16 protein-coding genes and 1 pseudogene are annotated in these 21,183 nt (G+C 71.7%); 4 read left to right on the plus strand and 13 right to left on the minus strand.

The features are described 5' to 3' along the window. The 6 genes from pgk to uvrC form a co-directional block, all read right to left on the minus strand. Nucleotides 1–1,212: a phosphoglycerate kinase gene (gene pgk / locus QFZ64_RS09010; protein WP_307064165.1), complete on the minus strand. Its 1,212-nt coding sequence runs from the start codon at nt 1,210–1,212 to the stop codon at nt 1–3. A 161-nt stretch (nt 1,213–1,373) separates the two neighbouring features. Continuing rightward, the gene (gene gap / locus QFZ64_RS09015; RefSeq protein ID WP_307064167.1) at nt 1,374–2,384 is read right to left on the minus strand and encodes a type I glyceraldehyde-3-phosphate dehydrogenase; all 1,011 of its coding nucleotides are present in this window, start codon (nt 2,382–2,384) and stop codon (nt 1,374–1,376) included. A gap of 316 nt (nt 2,385–2,700) precedes the next feature. Continuing rightward, nucleotides 2,701–3,690 carry a DNA-binding protein WhiA gene (whiA, locus tag QFZ64_RS09020; RefSeq protein ID WP_307064169.1) on the minus strand — a complete coding sequence of 330 codons (990 nt, stop codon included), beginning with the start codon at nt 3,688–3,690 and terminating at the stop codon, nt 2,701–2,703. Beyond that, a complete protein-coding gene (gene yvcK / locus QFZ64_RS09025; RefSeq protein ID WP_307064171.1) occupies nt 3,681–4,772 on the minus strand; it encodes a uridine diphosphate-N-acetylglucosamine-binding protein YvcK in 1,092 nt (363 codons plus the stop codon). The genes whiA and yvcK overlap by 10 nt, the downstream gene beginning before the upstream one ends. After that, on the minus strand, nt 4,769–5,866 hold the full coding sequence (gene rapZ / locus QFZ64_RS09030) for an RNase adapter RapZ (protein WP_373430728.1): 1,098 nt from the start codon (nt 5,864–5,866) through the stop codon (nt 4,769–4,771). Before rapZ ends, yvcK begins: the two co-directional genes overlap by 4 nt. A gap of 32 nt (nt 5,867–5,898) precedes the next feature. After that, the gene (gene uvrC / locus QFZ64_RS09035; protein WP_307064175.1) at nt 5,899–7,935 is read right to left on the minus strand and encodes an excinuclease ABC subunit UvrC; all 2,037 of its coding nucleotides are present in this window, start codon (nt 7,933–7,935) and stop codon (nt 5,899–5,901) included. Nucleotides 7,936–8,258: 323 nt separating this feature from the next. Here uvrC and QFZ64_RS09040 point away from each other — a divergent pair, with 323 nt between their 5' ends. Then, nucleotides 8,259–9,200 carry a hypothetical protein gene (locus QFZ64_RS09040; RefSeq protein ID WP_307064177.1) on the plus strand — a complete coding sequence of 314 codons (942 nt, stop codon included), beginning with the start codon at nt 8,259–8,261 and terminating at the stop codon, nt 9,198–9,200. Between the two features lie 70 nt (nt 9,201–9,270). Here the strand turns inward: QFZ64_RS09040 and QFZ64_RS09045 are convergent, their stop codons facing one another. Next, nucleotides 9,271–9,717, minus strand: a complete 447-nt coding sequence (locus QFZ64_RS09045) for a Rieske (2Fe-2S) protein (RefSeq protein WP_307064178.1) — start codon at nt 9,715–9,717, stop codon at nt 9,271–9,273. Nucleotides 9,718–10,142: 425 nt separating this feature from the next. On the opposite strand from QFZ64_RS09045, the gene QFZ64_RS09050 reads away from it, so the two are divergent. After that, the gene (locus QFZ64_RS09050) at nt 10,143–11,066 is read left to right on the plus strand and encodes a carbohydrate kinase (RefSeq protein ID WP_307064180.1); all 924 of its coding nucleotides are present in this window, start codon (nt 10,143–10,145) and stop codon (nt 11,064–11,066) included. Nucleotides 11,067–11,218: 152 nt separating this feature from the next. On the opposite strand, the gene uvrA is transcribed toward QFZ64_RS09050, so the two are convergent. Continuing rightward, on the minus strand, nt 11,219–14,146 hold the full coding sequence (gene uvrA, locus QFZ64_RS09055) for an excinuclease ABC subunit UvrA (protein WP_307064181.1): 2,928 nt from the start codon (nt 14,144–14,146) through the stop codon (nt 11,219–11,221). A 222-nt stretch (nt 14,147–14,368) separates the two neighbouring features. On the opposite strand from uvrA, the gene QFZ64_RS09060 reads away from it, so the two are divergent. Beyond that, on the plus strand, nt 14,369–15,055 hold the full coding sequence (locus QFZ64_RS09060; RefSeq protein WP_307064183.1) for a maleylpyruvate isomerase family mycothiol-dependent enzyme: 687 nt from the start codon (nt 14,369–14,371) through the stop codon (nt 15,053–15,055). Between the two features lie 30 nt (nt 15,056–15,085). Further along, complete coding sequence (locus QFZ64_RS09065; RefSeq protein ID WP_307064185.1) at nt 15,086–15,742, plus strand: MBL fold metallo-hydrolase; 657 nt, start codon at nt 15,086–15,088, stop codon at nt 15,740–15,742. A 56-nt stretch (nt 15,743–15,798) separates the two neighbouring features. Here the strand turns inward: QFZ64_RS09065 and aroQ are convergent, their stop codons facing one another. The 5 genes and pseudogenes from aroQ to QFZ64_RS09090 form a co-directional block, all read right to left on the minus strand. After that, nucleotides 15,799–16,272, minus strand: coding sequence for a type II 3-dehydroquinate dehydratase (aroQ, locus tag QFZ64_RS09070; RefSeq protein ID WP_307064187.1), 474 nt, complete (start codon nt 16,270–16,272; stop codon nt 15,799–15,801). A 128-nt stretch (nt 16,273–16,400) separates the two neighbouring features. Then, nucleotides 16,401–17,094: pseudogene (locus tag QFZ64_RS09075) on the minus strand (hypothetical protein); the annotation flags it as partial. Nucleotides 17,095–17,206: 112 nt separating this feature from the next. Beyond that, complete coding sequence (locus QFZ64_RS09080; protein WP_307064189.1) at nt 17,207–18,220, minus strand: TerC family protein; 1,014 nt, start codon at nt 18,218–18,220, stop codon at nt 17,207–17,209. A gap of 327 nt (nt 18,221–18,547) precedes the next feature. Then, the gene (locus tag QFZ64_RS09085) at nt 18,548–20,485 is read right to left on the minus strand and encodes a TerD family protein (RefSeq protein WP_307064190.1); all 1,938 of its coding nucleotides are present in this window, start codon (nt 20,483–20,485) and stop codon (nt 18,548–18,550) included. Nucleotides 20,486–20,580: 95 nt separating this feature from the next. Continuing rightward, nucleotides 20,581–21,171, minus strand: coding sequence for a TerD family protein (locus tag QFZ64_RS09090; protein WP_307064192.1), 591 nt, complete (start codon nt 21,169–21,171; stop codon nt 20,581–20,583). Nucleotides 21,172–21,183: the final 12 nt, after the last annotated feature.

Raw genomic sequence — 21,183 nt, forward strand, 5'->3', positions numbered from 1 at the left:
TCAGTCCTCCAGTGCGGCGAGGCCGGGGAGCGTCTTGCCCTCGAGGTATTCGAGGGAGGCGCCGCCGCCGGTCGAGATGTGGCCGAATGCGTTCTCGTCGAAGCCCAGGGTGCGCACGGCGGCCGCGGAGTCCCCGCCGCCGACCACGCTGAAGCCCTGGGAGTCGACGAGGGCCTGGGCGACCGCCTTGGTGCCCTCGGCGTAGTCGGGGTGCTCGAAGACGCCCATGGGACCGTTCCAGAAGACGGTCCCGGCGTCGTCGAGCTTCGCGGCGTACAGTTCGCCGCTCCTGGGGCCGATGTCCAGGCCCATCTGGCCTTCGGGCATCTTGTCCGCGTCGACGACCGTGTGCTCGGTGGGCGCCTGGGCCTTGAGGTCCGGGAACCCGGGGCCGACCACGACGTCCACCGGGAGCACCAGCTCGACGCCCTGCTTCTCGGCGCGCTCCAGGTACTCGGTGACGGCCGGGAGCTGGTCCTCCTGCAGCAGGGAGGAGCCGATGTCGTACCCCTTGGCCTTGAGGAAGGTGTATGCCATGCCGCCGCCGATGAGCAGGCGGTCGGCCTTGCCGAGGAGCTGGTCGATCACGGCGAGCTTGTCGGAGACCTTGGCGCCGCCGAGCGCGACGACATAGGGCCGCTTGACGTCCTCGGTGAGCTTCTTCAGGACGCCGACCTCGGTGGCGATCAGATGACCGGCGTAGTGCGGCAGCCGCTTCGGAAGGTCGAACACCGAGGCGTGCTTGCGGTGCACGGCGCCGAAGCCGTCGCCGACGTAGGTGTCGGCGAGGCCGGCGAGCTTGTCGGCGAAGGCGGCGCGCTCGGCGTCGTCCTTGGCCGTCTCCCCGGCGTTGAAGCGCAGGTTCTCCAGGACCGCGACCTGTCCGTCGGCGAGGCCGGCGACGGTGGACTCTGCGGACTCGCCGACCGTGTCCTTCGCGAAGGCGACCTGGGCGCCGAGGAGTTCACCGAGGCGGGCGGCGGCGGGGGCGAGGGAGAAGGCGGGGTCGGGGGCGCCCTTGGGGCGGCCCAGGTGCGAGGCGACGATCACGCGGGCACCCGCCGCGGCCAGCGCCTCGACCGTGGGCAGGACGGCCCGGATGCGGCCGTCGTCGGTGATGGTGGTGCCGGACAGCGGCACGTTGAGGTCGGCGCGGACGAAGACGCGCTTGCCCGCGACGCCGTCCGAGAGGAGTTCGTCAATCGTCTTCATACAGGGGCTCCCTGATGCTGTGGATGGCTCTGACCGCTCCGGCCACGACGGCCGGTCCAGCCGGGTCCGGCTGGTCGCTGCTGGACGCGCGTCAGGGCTCGGACAGCGCGTCCTCGCACTGTCCGAGCCCTGCTGCGCATCGAGGTGTCTGCTCCGGTCGATCAGAGCTGGTCGCCGACGAAGACCGTGAGGTCGACGAGGCGGTTGGAGTAGCCCCACTCGTTGTCGTACCAGCCGAGGATCTTCACCGTCTTGCCCTCCTGAACCATGGTCAGGGAGGAGTCGAAGGTGCAGGAGGCCGGGTCGCCGACGATGTCCGAGGAGACGATCGCGTCCTCGGTGTAGAACAGGTAGCCCTTGAGGTCGCCGTCGTCGGCGGCCTTCTTGAACGCGGCGTTGACCTCGTCCTTGGTGACCTCGCGCTGGAGCTCCACGACCAGGTCGGTGGCCGAGCCGGTGGGGACCGGGACGCGCATCGCGATGCCGTCGAGCTTGCCCTTGAGCTGCGGGAGCACCAGGGCGGTGGCCTTGGCGGCACCCGTGGTGGTCGGGATGATGTTCTCCGCGGCGGCACGGGCGCGGCGCAGGTCCTTGTGCGGGAAGTCCAGGATGCGCTGGTCGTTGGTGTACGCGTGGACCGTCGTCATCAGGCCCTTGACGATGCCGAAGTTCTCGTCGAGCACCTTCGCCATCGGCGCCACACAGTTGGTGGTGCAGGAGGCGTTGGAGATGACGTGGTGGTTGGCGGCGTCGTACTTGTCCTGGTTGACGCCCATCACGATGGTGATGTCCTCGTCCTTGGCCGGAGCCGAGATGAGGACCTTCTTGGCGCCGCCCGCGATGTGCTTCTCGGCGTCCGCCTTCTTGGTGAAGATGCCGGTCGACTCGATCACGATGTCGACGCCCAGTTCGCCCCACGGGATGTCGGCGGGGTTGCGCTCGGAGAGGACCTTGATGGTCTTCCCGTCGACGGTGATGGTGTCCTCGGTGTGCGACACCTCGGCCTTGAGACGGCCCAGGATGGTGTCGTACTTCAGCAGGTGAGCGGTGGTCGCGGTGTCACCCAGGTCGTTGACAGCCACGATCTCGATGTCTGCACCCTGCTCCAGCAGCGCGCGGAAGTAGTTACGACCGATGCGGCCAAAGCCGTTGATGCCTACGCGGATCGTCACGAACCGATCTCCTCGTTGGTACGCCGGGTTCGACGCCGGCGAGCTGTATGGGATGTCCCCGACCGCCTACGACCCTACCTCCCCGGGGCCCACCGGGTGACATTGAGACACCCGGTATGCCGCGAGGCGGACCTTACCGGCAAGTAGGGGTGTGGATCAGCATGGATCACCTGGAACCACCGGCCGTCCGGGGCGGTCGGACGGGGCACTCGGCGACCCGCCGGGGTGGCTGCCCGCGACGGCCCGACGGAAGGGTCTGCGACGGCCCGACGGGAGGGCTCGCGACGGCTCTGCGGGGAAGCCCGCGACGGGCGTCTCAGCCCGCGAGGTTGTCCGCCATCTCCTCCGTCAGGCTGGACTCCGTGCCCGGGATTCCGAGGTCGGAGGCTCGCTTGTCGGCCATGGCGAGCAGCCGGCGGATCCGGCCGGCCACCGCGTCCTTGGTCAGCGGCGGGTCGGCGAGCGCGCCGAGCTCCTCCAGGGAGGCCTGCTTGTGGTCCATGCGCAGTCGGCCGGCGGCGGCGAGGTGCTCGGGGACGTCGTCCGCGAGGATCTCCAGCGCGCGCTGCACGCGGGCGCCGGCCGCGACGGCCGCGCGGGCCGAGCGGCGCAGGTTGGCGTCGTCGAAGTTGGCGAGCCGGTTGGCGGTGGCGCGGACCTCGCGTCGCATCCGGCGCTCCTCCCAGGCGAGCACCGACTCGTGCGCGCCGAGCCGGGTGAGCAGCGCGCCGATCGCGTCGCCGTCGCGGACCACGACCCGGTCGACGCCGCGCACCTCGCGGGCCTTGGCGGCGATGGAGAGCCGGCGGGCGGCGCCGACCAGGGCGAGCGCGGCCTCCGGCCCCGGGCAGGTGACCTCCAGGGAGGAAGAGCGGCCGGGCTCGGTGAGCGAGCCGTGGGCGAGGAAGGCGCCGCGCCAGGCTGCCTCGGCGTCGCAGGTGGCCCCCGAGACCACCTGCGGCGGCAGGCCGCGGATCGGGCGGCCCCGGCCGTCGACAAGGCCGGTCTGGCGGGCCAGTTGGTCGCCGCCGGCGACCACCCGGACCACGTAGCGCGAGCCGCGGCGCAGCCCGCCGGGCGCCATCACGATCAGTTCGGAGCTGTGGCCGAAGATCTCCAGGATGTCCCGCTTGAGCCGGCGGGCCGCCATCGCGGTGTCCAGCTCCGCCTCGATCACGATGCGGCCGCTGACCAGGTGCAGGCCGCCCGCGAACCGCAGGATCGCCGAGACCTCCGCCTTTCTGCAGCAGGTCCGGGTGACGGGTAGCCGGGAGATCTCGTCCTTCACCGCTGCCGTCATCGCCATGGGCCGATCCTTCCATGCATCCGAAAAATACGGTCGTACGCGGCGGCCAACAGCTCCGGGTCGTGCCGCGGAGTGCCGTCGGTCCGGGCCACCGGCGCCAGCTCGACCGCGGCGCCGAACCGCAGTGCGGCATCGGTGAGCACCTCGCGGTCGGGCACGGCGGCCTCGTCGGCCAGCACCACGTCCAGGGCGAGTTTAGGGGCGTGTCGTGCCAAAACCTCCAAATGACGCTGCGGGGAGAAGCCTTCGGTTTCTCCGGGCTGCGGGACGAGGTTCAACGAGAGGACCCGGCGGGCCTTGGTCGAGGTCAGCGCGTCGAGCAACTGGGGGACCAGCAGGTGCGGGATGACGGAGGAGAACCAGGAGCCCGGGCCGAGCACCACCCAGTCGGCGTCCAGCACCGCCTCGACCGCCTCGGGGACGGCCGGCGGGTCGTTCGGCACGAGGTGGACGGACTGCACCTCGCCGGGGGTGAGCGCGACGGTGGCCTGGCCGCGGACGGTGTCCACGTCGTCCGGCCGCTCCGGGTCGTGGCCCCTGACCAGGGCCTGAAGCTCCAGCGGCACGGCGGACATGGGCAGCACCCTGCCGTGCGCGCCGAGCAGCCGGCCGACCAGGTCGAGGGCCTGGACATGGTCGCCGAGCTGTTCCCACAGAGCGACGATCAGCAGGTTGCCGACCGCGTGTTCGTGCAGGTCGCCCTGGGACTGGAAGCGGTGCTGGATGACGCGGGCCCAGGTCTGGCCCCAGTCGTCGTCCCCGCACAGCGCGGCCAGCGCCTTGCGCAGGTCGCCGGGCGGGAGCACGCCGAGCTCGTCGCGGAGACGTCCGCTGGAGCCGCCGTCGTCGGCGACGGTGACGACTGCGGTGAGGTCGCCGGTGATGCGGCGCAGCGCGGCGAGTGAGGCGGACAGCCCCATGCCGCCGCCGAGGGCGACCACCTTGGGCTGGGCGCCCCGGCGGCGCGGCTTGGCGCCGCGGGCCTCGACGAGCCGGGCGGGGCGGCCCTCGGCCGGGCGGCCGCCGCGGCTCTCGGGCACCGCCCGGCGCAGTCGTCCCAGCCGCGGGGTTCGTCCGGTCACTCGCGCCCCATGTCCCGGTGGACGACGACCGTCTCCACGCCCTCGGCCGCGAGGCGGGCGGCGAGCTTCTCCGACATGGCGACCGAGCGGTGCTTGCCGCCGGTGCAGCCGACCGCGATGGTCACGTAGCGCTTGCCCTCGCGCCGGTAGCCGGCTGCGACCAGGCGGAGCAGCTCGGCGTAGCGGTCGAGGAACTCCTTGGCGCCGGGCTGGTTGAAGACGTAGGCGGCGACCTCCTCGTTGAGGCCGGTGAACGGACGCAGTTCCGGGACCCAGTGCGGGTTGGGCAGGAAGCGCATGTCCACGACCAGGTCGGCGTCGACGGGCAGGCCGTACTTGAAGCCGAACGACATGACGGTGGCCCGCAGCTCGGGCTCCTCCTCGCCTGCGAACTGGGCGTCCATCTTGGCGCGCAGTTCGTGGACGTTCAGGCTGGAGGTGTCGATCACCAGGTCGGCGTCGCCGCGCAGTTCGCGCAGCAGTTCGCGTTCGGCGGCGATGCCGTCGACGATGCGGCCGTCGCCCTGGAGGGGGTGCGGTCGGCGCACCGACTCGAAGCGGCGCACCAGGGCCTCGTCGGAGGACTCCAGGAAGACGATGCGCCGGGTGACGTGCCGGGCCTCGAGGTCGGCGAGGGATTCGCGCAGGTTGTCGAAGAAGCGGCGGCCGCGCACGTCGACGACGACGGCGATGCGCGCCACGTTGCCCTGGGAGCGGGCGCCCAGCTCCACCATGGTGGGGATGAGCGCGGGCGGCAGGTTGTCGACGACGAACCAGCCGAGGTCCTCCAGGCACTTGGCCGCGGTGGAGCGGCCGGCTCCGGACATGCCGGAGATGATCACCAGCTCGGGGATGGCCGTCTCGGGCGCCGCTGGCGCCCCGGCCGTGTCGCTGCCCGTACTCACCTGTGCTCCGTTGTCGTGACGTGTGCCGCGCGCTGGGGCGTGTGGCACGGGGGCCCGGTCGGCACCCGGGGCATTCTCCTGCGTTCCGCCGTGGACGGTCCCCTGCGGGGCGGTGGCCCCGTGCCCGGTGCCGTCGGGTGTTCCGTCAGGTGCGCTGCCGGGTGCGCTGTCGGGTGCGCTGTCGGGCATGGTGCCCTCGGGATCGTCTGCGCTGTGCTCGGTCATGTCTCCTGCCCCCGTCGTTCCTGCGAGGTGCCCGCGGACACGGGCTCCTGAGGAGGATCCGCCGGACCGGCGGGCTCCTCCTCTTCAATGATCTCTCCCGTCGCGGTGTTCACGGCGGGCGCGGCCGGGGTGGACCGGGCAAGGGCGACGGCGATGGTCTCGGCGGTCTTGCGGCCGATGCCCGGGACCTCCTGGATCTGGTCCAGGGTGGCGGCGCGCAGCCGCTTCACCGAGCCGAAGTGCTTGATCAGCGCCTGCTTGCGCGTCTCGCCGAGGCCCGGCACGTCGTCCAGCGGGCCGGAGCGCAGGCGCTTGGCCCGCTTGGCGCGCTGGTAGGTGATGGCGAAGCGGTGGGCCTCGTCACGTATGCGCTGGAGCAGGTAGAGGCCCTCGCTGGTCCGGGGCAGCACCACCGGATCGTCCTCGCCGGGCAGCCACACCTCCTCCAGCCGCTTGGCCAGTCCGCACACGGCGATGTCGTCGATGCCCAGCTCGTCCAGCGCCCGCTGGGCGGCCGCGACCTGGGGCTGCCCGCCGTCGACCACGACGAGCTGCGGCGGGTACGCGAACCGCTTGGGCCTGCCGTCCTCCTCGGTGAGCGCGGCCTCGCCGTCGGACCACTCCCCCGTCTTCTCCTTGTCGGCGAGGTAGCGACGGAAGCGGCGGCCGAGCACCTCGTGCATGGACCGGACGTCGTCCTGTCCCTCGAAGCCGCGGATCTGGAAACGGCGGTACTCGCTCTTGCGCTGCAGTCCGTCCTCGAAGACGACCATGGAGGCCACGACGTCCTCGCCCTGCAGGTGCGAGATGTCGTAGCACTCGATGCGCAGCGGAGCGCTGTCCAGACCGAGCGCCTCGGCGATCTCCTCCAGGGCGCGCGAGCGGGTGGTCAGGTCGGAGGCGCGCTTGGTCTTGTGCAGGACGAGTGCCTGCTGGGCGTTGCGCTGCACCGTCTCCATGAGCGACTTCTTGTCGCCGCGCTGCGGGATGCGCAGCGAGACGTTCGAGCCGCGACGGGCGGTGAGCCACTCCTGGACGGGTTCTATCGGATCCGGCAGCGCGGGGACGAGGACCTCCTTGGGCACCGAGTCGCCCGTCTCCTCGCCGTAGAGCTGCTGCAGGGCGTGTTCGACGAGGGCGCCGGTGGTGACGTCCTCCACCTTGTCGGTGACCCAGCCCCGCTGGCCGCGGACCCGGCCGCCGCGTACGTGGAAGATCTGGACGGCGGCCTCCAGCTCGTCCTCCGCGACCGCGATGAGGTCGGCGTCGGTCGCGTCGGCGAGCACGACCGCGTTCTTCTCCATGGCCTTCTTCAGGGCCCCGATGTCGTCGCGCAGCCGGGCGGCCCGCTCGTACTCCATCTCCTCGGCCGCCTCCGTCATCCGCGCCTCGAGGCGGCGGATGTACGTGCCCGTGCGGCCGGTCATGAAGTCGGAGAACTCCTCGGCCAGTTCCCGGTGGTCCTCGGCGGAGATCCGCTCCACGCAGGGCGCCGAGCACTTGCCGATGTAGCCGAGCAGACAGGGGCGGCCGGTGCGGGCGGCGTTCTTGAACACCCCGGCGGAGCAGGTGCGCACGGGGAAGACACGCAGCAGCAGGTCGACGGTGTCACGGATCGCCCATGCGTGCGCGTAGGGGCCGAAGTAGCGCACGCCCTTCTTCTTGTGACCGCGCATCACCTGCACGCGCGGGTACTCCTCGTTCATCGTCACCGCGAGGTAGGGGTAGCTCTTGTCGTCGCGGTACTTGACGTTGAACCGGGGGTCGTACTCCTTGATCCAGGAGTACTCCAGCTGCAGCGCCTCCACCTCCGTGGACACCACAGTCCACTCCACGGACGCGGCGGTGGTGACCATGGAGCGCGTGCGCGGGTGGAGGCCCGCCAGGTCCTGGAAGTAGTTGGCCAGGCGCTGGCGCAGGCTTTTGGCCTTCCCGACATAGATCACCCGGCGGTGCTCGTCGCGGAAGCGGTACACCCCCGGGGAGTCCGGGATCTGGCCCGGCCTGGGGCGGTAGCTGGAGGGATCGGCCATGTCACACACCCTACTGGCGGGCACCGACAGCCGGCCGTGGTGTGCCGGGCCGCGCCCGCCACGGGTGGGGCCCCGGCCGGGTTCTCGACCGCCCCTCGGCCAGGTTGTCGATCGAACCCCGGCCAGGTGTCGACCGGACCTCGGCCAGGTTCCGCACTCTTGTTGTCCTTACATGGTCAACACGCTTCAATGCGGGGAAACCCCCCGGGCCTCCGGAAGACGGCGTTCCCCCTCGGTGCCCCGGCGCCCTGCGCCCGTCGCCGCGCCCGGCCCCCGCGCGCGGTCCGACCAGCCGTCGCGCACCGAAGAGAAAGGCCCCCTGCATGCGGCACGGCACACAGCACGCGGATCCCGGCGCCGCGGAGTTGGAGACGGCTCTGCGCCGCGGCCCCTTCCATGTCGCCCTGCGCGCCGCGATCACCGCGCGCGGGCTGCCGCTGCAGCGGGTCCAGCACCATCTGTCACGGCACGGGGTCAAGCTCGGGGTGACGAGCCTCAGCTACTGGCAGCAGGGCGCCCGCCGCCCCCAGCGCCCCGAGTCGCTGCGTGCCGTGCGCGCGCTGGAGGAGATACTCCACCTCCCCGACGAGTCCCTGATCCGGCTGCTCGCCTCGGCCGAGGAGGAGCCGGGCCGGGCCGCGGGCCGCTCCTACCGCTCCCTCATGGAGGCGTCGGGGGTGCTGGAGGAACTGCTCACCGAGCTGGAGTCGCCGCTCGACGGCGGGCTGCACAGCATCGGTCACCACGAGTACGTACGGATCGGCGCGCGCCGGGAGCTGCTGGGGCGCGAGTCGCAGCACATCGTGCGCGCCCACCGGGACGGGGTGGACCGCTTCCTCGCCGTCCATCACGGCGACCCGGGCTGCGCTCCGGAACGCGTCATGGTGCGCGCGCTGGAGAACTGCCGCACCGGGCGCGTGCGTCGGCACGGTGAGACGGGAATGCTGGTGGCCGAACTCCTCTTCGACATGCGGCTGCGTGCCGGGGACACGTTCCTGTTCCGCTACGGGTTCGAGGACGGCACGGCGGGCCCCAGCCGTGAGTACGTACGGGGGTTCCGGGGCGCGGGCGGCCAGTACGCGCTCCAGGTGCGGTTCGACGACGCGGCGTTGCCGGCGCGCTGCCACCGGTTCAGCCAGCACTCGCCGGCGGCGCCGCGCGGTGGGCGCCAGGAGCTCCGGCTGAGCCGGGAGCACCGGTCGGTGCATCTCGTGGAGCAGCGGGTGCGGTCGGGGATCGTGGGGATCGCCTGGGACTGGGAGTGAGGGGGCTGGGGCCGGGTCCCGGTCCGGGGCCGGGTGCTGGTCCGGGTGCCGGTCCAGGGCCGGGTGCCGCTCAGGCCTTCTGGCCCGCGACGATCCTGCCGTCCTTCGCCGCGACGGGCAGGGTGTGCAGCGGTTCGGTGGCCGGGGCCTGGAGCACCTCGCCGGTCCGGGCGTCGAACTCGCTGCCGTGGCAGGGGCAGGTGAGGGTGGTGCCGGACAACTTGTTGATGGGGCACCCCGCGTGCGTGCAGATCGTGCTGAACGCCTTCAGGGCACCGTCGTCGGACCTGCTGACCACGACGTTCGCGTCCCGGTAGAGCTTGGCGCCGCCCTTGGGGACGTCGCCCTCCGCGCCCAGGTCCACCGGCGCGGTGGGGGTGGCGGGGATCTTGCCGCCGTCGTCGCCGTCGCCGGTGGAGCAGGCCGCGAGCCCGGTCCCGGCGACGGAGGCGAGCGCCGCTCCGCGCAGTACGGTGCGGCGCCGGGCGTTCAGGCTGCCGGGCGGGACGGTCTTCACAGGGGGCTCCCCTCGTGGTGCCGCGCAGGTCCTGGGACGGACGTCGCGGTGAGGTCGGTGATGGTGGTCGTGGTGATGCGGGCCGTGGGGTCCCCTGTCCTGGGAAGCGCTGTCCTGGAGATCCCTGTCCTGGGGAAACAGGCCCTGTCAATGCGAGTCCTGAGGATACCGGTATGGATCATTCCGTCCTCGTCCGACCGCCGTCGCCCGGAGACACTCACCGGCTGTCCGTCACCGGCGATCGATCCCGAGCCTGTCCGTCCGTTTCATGACGGCTGCCGCCCGTTTCGGTTCGGTCGGCGGCCCGATTTCCCCGCCTCGCGCCCGCACCGGTCCGGTGCGCCGCACCGCTGTTTACGTGCACCGTCCGCATCGGATACCTTCGCGCCCCGTATCCCCAGCCGGCCCGAGAAGGGACCCGTTTCGTGATCGTCGTCGCCGGTGAGGCACTGATCGACCTGGTACCGCAGGGCGCGGGAGCGCTCGCGGCGCTCACTCCGGCGCTCGGCGGCGGCCCGTACAACACCGCCGTGGCGCTCGGCCGCCTCGGCTCCCCCACCGCCTTCTGCTCCCGCGTCTCGCACGACCCCTTCGGCGAGGCGCTGCTCGACCGGTTGCGGAAGTCCCGGGTGGACGTCTCCTCGGTGCAGCGCGGCCCCGAGCCGACCACCCTGGCGGTCGCCACGCTCGACGACGGCGGTTCGGCGGCGTACTCCTTCTACGTCGAAGGCACCGCCGACCGGCTGTTCACGGTGCCGGAGCGGCTTCCGGAGGGCGCCCGGGCCGTGTCGTTCGGCACCTGCTCGCTGGTGCTGGAGCCGGGCGCGAGTGCGTACGAGGAACTGCTGCGGGAGGCGTCGAGGCGCGGTCTGTTCACCGCGCTCGACCCCAACATCCGGACGGGACTCATCGCGGACGCGGACGCCTACCGTGCCCGGTTCCGCAGCTGGCTGCCGTCGGTGACGCTGCTGAAGCTGTCCGCGGAGGACGCCGAGTGGCTGGGCGGTACGCCCCGTGAGTGGCTGGACGCCGGTCCCGCCGCCGTCGTGGTCACGCACGGCGGGGACGGGCTGACCGCCTTCGTCCGGGAGACCGGCGGGGTGGACGCCGTGTATGTCGCCCCGGGCGAGAAGGTGGACGTGGTGGACACGATCGGGGCCGGCGACACGGTCAACGCGGCGCTGCTGCACGGCCTCGCCGCCCGTGACGCGTTGTCCGCCGCCGCGCTGGCGGGTCTCGGCCCCGACGGCTGGCAGCGGCTGCTGCGCTTCGCGGCCCGCGCGGCGGCGGTCACCTGTTCCCGTGCGGGGGCGGAGCCCCCGTACGCCACGGAGCTGACCGGCGCGTGAGGGGTCCGGCCGGCCCGAAGGCCGAACCCGGCGGCTCGCTCACCGATCAGGGCCGGGCGAGGCGGACCGGCGGTCGGCCCACCCCCGGCCGTCCGGCCCTGTTCGGCCGACCCTGATCGGCCGGCCCTGCTCGTTCGGCCCTGCTCGTTCGGTCAGCCCTTGGCCGCCGTCTTCCGGCGTGCGGTGGTCTTCTTGGCCGCCTTCTTCGCGGGGGCCGGAACCGCCGCGTCGCTGATCCGCTCCGGGGAGAGGATCTCCCGGAGGAACTTGCCGGTGTGGCTGGCCGGCACTCCCGCGACCTGCTCCGGGGTGCCCTCGGCGACGACGAGGCCGCCGCCCGCGCCGCCCTCGGGGCCCATGTCGACGAGCCAGTCGGCGGTCTTGATGACATCGAGGTTGTGCTCGATGACGATGACCGTGTTGCCCTTCTCGACCAGTCCGTCGAGCACCTTGAGGAGCTTGCTGATGTCCTCGAAGTGGAGACCGGTGGTCGGCTCGTCCAGGACGTACACCGTCCGCCCGGTGGACCGGCGCTGCAACTCGCTCGCGAGCTTGACCCGCTGGGCCTCGCCGCCGGACAGCGTGGTGGCGGCCTGGCCCAGACGGACGTAGCCGAGTCCGACGTCGGTCAGCGTCTTGAGGTAGCGGGAGATCGCCGGGACCGCCTCGAAGAAGTGACGGGCCTCCTCGATCGGCATGTTCAGGACGTCGGCGATGGACTTGCCCTTGTAGTGGACCTCCAGGGTCTCCCGGTTGTACCGGGCGCCGTGGCAGACCTCGCACGGGACGTAGACGTCCGGGAGGAAGTTCATCTCGATCTTGATGGTGCCGTCGCCCGAGCAGTTCTCGCAGCGGCCGCCCTTCACGTTGAACGAGAAGCGGCCCGGCAGGTAGCCGCGCACCTTCGCCTCGGTGGTCTCCGCGAACAGCTTGCGCACGTGGTCGAATACGCCGGTGTACGTGGCCGGGTTGGAGCGCGGGGTGCGGCCGATGGGCGACTGGTCGACGTGCACCACCTTGTCGACGAGGTCGTCGCCCTCCACGCGCGTATGCCGCCCGGGCACGTTCCGCGCACCGTTCAGCTCGCGCGCCAGGTGGGTGTACAGGATGTCGTTGACCAGCGTGGACTTGCCGGAGCCGGAGACCCCGGTGACGGCGGTGAAGACGCCCAGCGGGAACGAGACGTCGATGTCCTGGAGGTTGTTCTCCCGGGCGCCGTGAACAGTGAGCCGCCGGGCGGGATCGAGGGGTCGGCGGGTCTCAGGCAGCGGGATGGCCTTGCGGCCCGAGAGGTACTGCCCGGTCTGCGACTCCTCGTTGGCGAGGAGGTCCTTCACGGAGCCGCTGTGCACGACCTTGCCGCCGTGCTCGCCGGCGCCGGGGCCGATGTCGACGATCCAGTCGGCGACCTTGATGGTGTCCTCGTCGTGCTCGACGACGATGAGCGTGTTGCCCATGTCGCGCAGCCGGACGAGGGTCTCGATCAGCCGGTGGTTGTCGCGCTGGTGCAGACCGATGGACGGCTCGTCCAGGACGTAGAGCACGCCGACCAGTCCGGAGCCGATCTGGGTGGCCAGGCGGATGCGCTGGGCCTCGCCACCGGAGAGCGTGCCCGCCGCGCGGTTGAGCGAGAGGTAGTCCAGGCCGACGTCGACCAGGAAGCGCAGCCGTTCGTTGACCTCCTTGAGGACCCGCTCGGCGATCTTCTTGTCGCGGGCCTCCAGCTTCAGCTCGCCGAGGAAGTCCGCGCAGTCGCTGATCGACATGGCGGAGACCTCGGCGATGGACCGGCCCATCACCGTGACCGCGAGGACGACCGGCTTCAGCCGGGTGCCCTCACAGGTCGGGCAGGGCACCTCGCGCATGTAGCCCTCGAAGCGCTCGCGGCTGGTGTCGCTCTCGGCCTCGCCGTGCCGCCGCTTGACGAAGTTGACCGCGCCCTCGAAGGAGGCCATGTAGACGCGCTCGCGGCCGTACCTGTTGCGGTAGCGGATCTCGATCTGGGTCTTGTGGCCGTACAGCAGCGCCTTGCGGGCGCGCTGCGGCAGCCCCGCGAACGGAATGTCCGTACGGAAGCCGAGGGCGTCCGCGAGGGCGTGGATCTGGCGGTCGAAGTAGTCCTTGGTGTGTCCGTGCGACCAGGGGTGGATGGCACCCTCGTCGAGCGACTTGTCCGGGTCGGGGACGATCAGCTCGGGGTCGACCTCCATGCGCGTGCCGATGCCGGTGCACTCGGGGCAGGCGCCGAAGGGCGAGTTGAAGGAGAAGGAGCGGGGCTCGAGCTCCTCGAACGACAGGTCGTCGTACGGGCAGTACAGGTGCTCGGAGAACATGCGCTCGCGCTCGGGGTCGTCCTCGGGGAGGTCGACGAAGTCGAGCACGACCATGCCGCCGGACAGGCCGAGGGCGGTCTCGACGGAGTCGGTGAGGCGGCGCTTGGCACTGTCCTTGACGGTGAGGCGGTCGATGACCACCTCGATGGTGTGCTTCTCCTGCTTCTTCAGCGTGGGCGGGCTGGAGAGCTGGACCGTCTCGCCGTCCACGCGGGCGCGGGAGTAGCCCTTGGTCTGCAGGTCGGCGAAGAGGTCGACGAACTCGCCCTTGCGCTCGCGCACCAGCGGCGACAGCACCTGGAAGCGGCTGCCCTCCGGCAGTTCGAGCACCCGGTCGACGATGGCCTGGGGCGACTGGCGCGAGATGGGCCGGCCGCACTCCGGGCAGTGCGGCTTGCCGATGCGCGCGAAGAGCAGCCGGAGGTAGTCGTAGACCTCGGTGATGGTGCCGACCGTGGAGCGCGGGTTGCGGGAGGTCGACTTCTGGTCGATGGAGACGGCCGGGGAGAGGCCCTCGATGAAGTCGACGTCCGGCTTGTCCATCTGGCCGAGGAACTGGCGCGCGTACGAGGACAGCGACTCGACGTAACGCCGCTGCCCCTCGGCGAAGATGGTGTCGAAGGCGAGCGAGGACTTGCCCGAACCCGACAGGCCCGTGAAGACGATGAGCGAGTCCCTGGGCAGGTCGAGCGAGACGTTCTTCAGGTTGTGCTCACGCGCGCCACGGACGATGAGACGGTCGGCCACGCCGGTCCGCACCTTTCTTGAGAGAAGTGACAGGGGCGGGGCCCCCGTCGATTTCAGACTAGGGGGAGCCACTGACAACGCCGGTCGGATTCTGTGCTCCGTAACAATCCCGGACCATCCAGCATGCCCGACGCCGCGGTCGAGCTTATAGCACGTACATTCGATTTCCGGACCGAGTGAGCCACCTTCACCCGAAGGAGTGGCGGGGCTAGGGTCGGCGGCATGACGGATCACGCCCGCGACCTGGCCTCTCTCCGTGACGCGACCGACCGGCTGCTGAGCGCAGCCGCCGCACTGGACAACGCCGCTGTGACGGAACCGTCACGGCTGCCGGGCTGGACCCGCGGCCATCTCCTCGCTCACCTCGCCCGCAACGCCGACGCTCTCGTCAACGTGCTCCAGGGGCGCCCGATGTACGCCTCGGCCGAGGCCCGCGACGCCGACATCGAGCGGGACGCCCCGCGCCCGCTGGACGTCCACCTCGCCGACCTGCGGGAGAGCGCGGAGCGCTTCGTGCGCGCGGCGGACGCGCCCGCGGACTGGTCGCGCACGGTGGAGCTGCGCAACGGGGTCACCGACGCGGCGGCCAGGGTGCCGTTCCGGCGCTGGATCGAGGTCGCGCTGCACCACGTCGACCTCGGGATCGGCTACGAGCTGGAGGAACTGCCGCCGGAGTTCACCGAGCGCGAGACCGCCTTCCTGGCCGACCGTTTCACCGGCCGCCCCGACGTCCCGGCCACGCGCCTGACGGACGGCACGCGCGCGTGGAGCACGGGGCGCGCGGCCGACGCGCCCGAGGTCACCGTGACGGGCCGCCCGGCGGACCTCCTGGGCTGGCTCTCCGGGCGCCGCGACGGCGCGGCGCTGACCGCGCAGGGGGGCACGCTGCCCGTCCTGCCCCCGCTGTGACGCCCGGGGCACAGCTATAGGCTGACGGTCATGACGTACAGCGGAGCGGTGAAGGTCGGCGGTCCGGCCGATGTGCACGAACTGCAGGACCTGATGATCACCAAGATCGCGGTCGGACCCATGGACAACAACGCCTATCTGCTGCGCTGCCGCGCCACCGACGAGCAGCTCCTGATCGACGCCGCCAACGACGCCCACACGCTGCTCGGGACGATCGGTGACGACGGCATCGCGTCCGTCGTCACCACCCACCGGCACGGCGACCACTGGCAGGCGCTCGCCGAGGTCGTGGCCGCCACTGGCGCGCGCACGTACGCCGGTCGGGACGACGCCGAGGGCATCCCGGTCCCCACGGACGTGCCGGTCGACGACGGCGACACGATCCAGGTGGGGCGCGTGACACTCACCGCGCGCCACCTGGTCGGCCACACGCCGGGCTCGATCGCCCTCGTCTACGACGACCCGCACGGGCATCCGCACGTCTTCACGGGAGACTGCCTGTTCCCGGGCGGAGTGGGCAACACCTTCAAGGACGCGAAGGCCTTCGCCAGTCTGATCCACGACGTCGAGAGGCGGATCTTCGACGTGCTTCCGGACGAGACGTGGGTCTACCCCGGCCACGGCAACGACACCACGCTGGGCGCGGAGCGGCCCCACCTGCCCGAGTGGCACGCCCGGGGCTGGTAGCCACCGGACGAGGGGCACGCGGCGGCGCGGTTCGAGTGGCAGCGCGGCGGCGCGGTTCAGGTGGCCGCGCGGCCCTCCGCCGCCAGTACCGCGACCCGCTCCACCGCGAACGCGTACCCCTGCACCCCGCACCCGGCGATGACCCCGTCGGCGCGCAGGGAGACGTACGAATGGTGCCGGAACTCCTCGCGCCGGTGGATGTTGGAGAGGTGGACCTCCACGACGGGCAGCCCGTCGCAGGCGTTCAGAGCGTCAAGGATCGCCACCGAGGTGTGCGAGTAGGCGGCGGGGTTGATCACGATGCCGGCGTGGTGCGGGCGTGCCTCCTGGATCCAGTCCACCAGTTCGCCCTCGTGGTTGGACTGCCGGAAGTCCACCGTGCCCCCGTGCGCGGCCGCGGCCTTGACGCACAGTGCCTCGATGTCGGCGAGGGTGTCCCTGCCGTAGATCTCCGGCTGCCGCCTGCCCAGGAGATTGAGGTTGGGCCCGTTCAGAATCATGATCGGGGCGCTTGCGAGGGTGCGCGGCACGGTACCTCCGGTCCATGGGCTTCGGCGGCCCGTCCGGACCGCTGCTCGCACCCGGTCTATCACGGGGTGGTGCGGCGCGGGTGAGGCCTCCCGGGCCTGCGGCCCGCGGTGAGGCGGCCGCGCTCGGGGGTTGTGACCCCGAGCTCCAGGAGGCGGGGCGAGAGGACCAGGTGGACACCGCCCCGAAGGGGCGTTGCGCGGCCCGGCACGACGGTCAGGGAGCCGACCACCACCGTGAGCAGGAACAGCGTCATGTGCAGCGGGGCCAGGCCGAATTCCCAGGGGGCCGGCGAGCCGGACGGAGGCCGCGGCCACCTCGGGGACGGTCAGGCAGATGCCGGCCATGACGGAGCCGAGGGCGGGATTGAGGCTGGTCCGCACCCGCTCGCGGCGGGCCGCGCGGAGCGCGGCGATGTTTTCCGGCAGCAGCACGAGCAGGGCGATGACCACACCGACGACGGCCTGCGGCAATCCGGCCGCCGCCACCCCGGACTCCAGAGTGGGCGACACCCCTTCGGCCGGGCCGACCACCCCGTTGCAGGTGATCATCACCGCCGCGAAGACGGCGTCGCGGGCGGGCATGGCGCTCTTCGTCACCGTCCTCCGGCGTCAGGGGGCGGTGAGGACGACCTCGATGTCCGTGACGGCGATGGCGAACACCAGGGAGCCGAAGGGCTCGCCCACCCGGTGTGCGACCACCTCGGCGTGGTGGACCGCGGCCAGGACCGCCCCGGCCGGCACCGGCGTCACCACGGCCACGACCGGCCCGGGCAGCTCGCGTTCCCGGATGAGACCAGCAGGACGACCGCCGGCGGTGGGCACGAGCGTCGTGCACCAGGTGGCGACCCCGCGCCGTACCGAACGATCATGCCGCGGTCGTCGTGGAGGCGCACAGAGGCACGCGCGCCCGGCCGGCGGCGCACCGCCGGCACGGTCACACGTCCACGCTGTCCTTGTCGGCATCCTCCGTCGCGACCGTCGCCTTCGTGGTCGTCGCCGCGGCGGTCTCCCGCTTCCGCGAGGCCATGAGGCTGGTGATCGTCGTGACAGTCAGGACCGCGCAGATCACGCCGAGCGAGACCGGTATGGAGATCTCGGGGACGTGCACCCCGGACTCGTGCAGCGCGTGCAGAACCAGCTTCACCCCGATGAAGCCCAGGATGACCGACAGGCCGTAGGAGAGGTGGACAAGCTTCCTCAGCAGTCCGCCGATGAGGAAGTACAGCTGCCTGAGCCCCATCAGCGCGAACGCGTTGGCCGTGAACACGATGTACGGGTCCTGGGTCAGGCCGAAGATCGCGGGGATCGAGTCGAGCGCGAACAGCACGTCCGTGGTGCCGATCGCCAGCATCACGACGAGCATCGGGGTCATGACCCGCTTGCCGTTCTGCTGGATCCACAGCTTGGTGCCGTGGTAGCGGTCGGCGACGCCGAATCTGCGCTCGACGGCCTTGAGCAGCTTGTTCTCCTCGAACTCCTCGTCCTCCCGGTCGGCCCGCGCGTCCTGGATGAGCTTCCAGGCCGTCCAGACGAGGAAGGCGCCGAAGAGGTAGAAAACCCAGGAGAAGCTGGCGAGGACGGCGGCGCCTGCGGCGATGAAGACCGCGCGCAGCAGCAGGGCTATGAGGACCCCGACCAGCAGCACCCGCTGCTGGTACTTCGAGGGCACCGAGAACTTCGCCATGATGAGGACGAAGACGAAGAGGTTGTCGACGCTGAGCGACTTCTCGGTGATGAAGCCGGCGAAGAACTCCCCCGAGGGCCTGCCGCCGGCGAAGGCGAACAGACCGAGGCCGAACAGTCCGGCCAGGGCGATCCACACCACCGTCCAGATGCCGGCTTCCTTGACGGACACGTCGTGCGGTTTGCGTCCGATGAAGAAGTCGACGGTGATCAGGGCGGCCAGGCCCACGATCGTGAGAGCCCAAAGGGTCACGGATACGTCCACGGTGCCTCCGGTCGTATGTCACGGCGTTGTCGGTCGCGTCATCGGAGGTCTCTTCCACCCGTGCCGCCCGGAACGCGAGGGCGCGTCCGGCGCGCGGGCCGACGCCCCGGGATCCGATATCCGGTCCGTATTGACGGGTGCGCCGCGCAGACGGGGAGTACTCCCCTCCGTACGGACGACACTACCCGAATCACCAAGGAAAGGTAAAGAGGAAAGGAAAGAAAGAACAAAAAGACCAGGTCACTGGACCTTTACCTCAGCTTGGGAAAGATCCGGCCGGGACACCGAGGAGGAGTGCGGGCAGCGGCACGGGGCCGGCCGTCCGCGTCAGCGGTTCCACTCCCGGCGGGCCGTGGCGACGCGCTCCAGCACCCGCTCGAGCACCCGGCTGCCGGACGGCGTCCACGGCGGCTCGTAGGTCCAGGCGTGCCCGACCCACGGGTCGGCGAGGTGATCGTCGGACACCGGGGTGAGCCGTAGCAGCGCCCGCCAGAGCGGGTCCAGGAGCGGTCCGTAGCCGGCGGCGTCCTCGCGGTCGGCGACAAGCATCAGATGGACGCCCACCGCCGGCCCCTCGTCCGCGAGATAGCGCAGCTGGGTCACCGCACGGTCGTCGAAACCGTGCGGGAAGTCGTTGACGACGAGCAGCTGCTCGGCCGAGTCGAGGTCCGGGGGCAGCGCGTCGGCGGCGCCGCCGCGGAACGCCATCTGCAGCAGGTCCACCCGCTGGGTGAGCGCTCCCAGTACCCGGGCGACCCCGGCCGGCCCCGCGCCCGGCGGACCGGCGAGCACCCCGGCCGCGACCAGCGGCGCGAAGGCCCTGGTTCCGGAGCCCGCCGGGTCGATCACGTGTACGGCGAACTCGCCAGCCGGGTAGGCGGCGAGCAGCCGTGCGACATGTGCCACCGCCGTGCCGAGGGCGAGCCGCCGCACCTCGTCGGGGTCGGCGAGCACGCCTCCGGCGGACGGGGCGCGCCCGCTGTCGATCCATATGCCACGCTCCAGCGGCAGCCGGACCAGCATGGGGATGCGGACGTCCGCGCACTCCGGCAGTCGGAGATCGCCCAGGCGCAACGCCATCGGCATCTCCATCGGCACGCGGAAGTCCTGCCACACCGGGCTGTCCCAGCGGGCGAACGCCGGGGGCAGCGCGGGTTCCACCACCTCGGACTCGGCCCGGAGCTGGGCGAGGTCCCGGTCGAGCACCGACCTGGCCCGGTCGACCAGGTCCGCGTGCCGTGCGCCGGCCGCCTCCCGGGCCGCGTCGCCCTGGCCGCCGAGGCGGGCGCGGGGGTCGGCGAGGGCGGCGTCCAGTTCCCGGTCCCTGCGCTGGTCGGCGAAGTCGACGGCGCTGCGATAGGCCGCCGTCGTCCGCGCCAGGTCCTCGAACATGCCCCACACCTGGTTGTAGAGCCGCTCCTCCATGGACCAGCCGGTCGCGTCCCCCGCGACCGGCGCCGCCGGCTGCCCCGGTGGGGCCGTGGGGGCGGGCGGCGGGGGCGGCAAAGGCGCGGTGCGCCGACGGGCGGGGTGGCTGTAGTCGACGGAGCCGCCGCCCGCGCCCTGCAGGCCGTACTGTTCCTCGGCACCGGGATCGGCGGGCTCCTGGGGCGGCGTGGGCCTGCTCTGGGGCGCGGCGGGCCGACCCTGGGTGGCGGCGGAGCCGTCGGAGGTGACACGCGGCTGGGCCACGGAGCGGGCCTGGCCCGCCGTCACCGCGTCGGCCACCCGGTCCGCGAGACGCCGCCCCTCGGCCGCGTCCCGACCGGTGAGGAGGTCGGCGAAGAGCGCGGCGAGACCGCCCGCGTAGCCTTGTCCGACCGCGCGCACCTTCCAGGCGCCCTGCCTGCGGTACAGCTCCAGGACGACAACCGCGGACTCGCTGTCCAGTCCGGTGACCGTATAGCCGACGATCTCGGAGCCGTCCAGTGCGGTCACCGCCGCGTGGGGTGCCGGGAGGGCTCCGAACCGGGTCGGGCCGCCGGTGCCCGTCGGCAGCGCGAGCAGCACCGAGAGGCGGTGTGCCTCCTCGGGCAGCGCCGCCAGGTCGACGGCGAGCCGGTGATCGGCCGCGACCTGCTGGGAGACCTCGATGCCGGGCAGGGCGGGCGCGCCCGGGTGGACCACCCACGCGGGGCCGGGGGTGCGGCCCTGCTCGTCGCTGAGCGCCGCCCCCGCCATGATCGGCTTGCCGGCCGAGATCCGGATCTCCAGACGCGTCCCGGGCAGTGGATGGTTCTGACCCCGGACCAGCTCGGCCGTCATCTCCTTCGCCCCCCTGTGCGCTGTCCCGCGTGTGCTGTTCTGCGCTTACTGGCGTGCGTGTGCTGCCGTGCGTGTGCTGCCGCGCCGTCGGCCGGTTACAGGTGCGGCAGGATCGCCGGCATCAGATCCTGGAAGGTCCGCCCGTTGGCCGGGGTGCCGAGGGCGGTCATCGTCCAGCCGGAATCGGAACCGGGTCCGGAGCGGTGCACCTTGGCCATGATCTGCGCCGTGTAGGCCCCGCCGCCCGCGAGGGTGTAGCGGGCGAGTTCCTGCCCGTTGGTCTCGTCGACCAGGCGGCAGAACGCGTTCTGCACCTCCTGGAACGTCTGACCGGTGAAGGAGTTGACGGTGAAGACGATCTGGTCGATGTGGACCGGCACGCGCTGCAGGTCGACCAGGATCGCCTCGTCGTCGCCGCCCTGGCCGGCGCCGCCGACGAGGTTGTCACCGGTGTGACGGACGGAGCCGTCGTCGCTGACGAGGTGGCGGAAGAACACCACGTCGACCGGCTGCTTGTCCGCGAAGAGCACCGCGGAGGCGTCGAGGTCGATCTCACGGGTGCGCGTGCCGAACAGTCCGCGCCGGGGCGCCGCCTGCCAGCCGAGCCCCATGCGTACCGCGGTCAGCGTGGCTCCGTCGCTCTTCTGCAGACTGATGGCCTGACCCTTGGTCATGTTGACGGTCACGCGCTGTTCCCC

Origin of the sequence: Streptomyces sp. B3I8 (assembly GCF_030816915.1) — a bacterium.
Classification (GTDB): domain Bacteria; phylum Actinomycetota; class Actinomycetes; order Streptomycetales; family Streptomycetaceae; genus Streptomyces.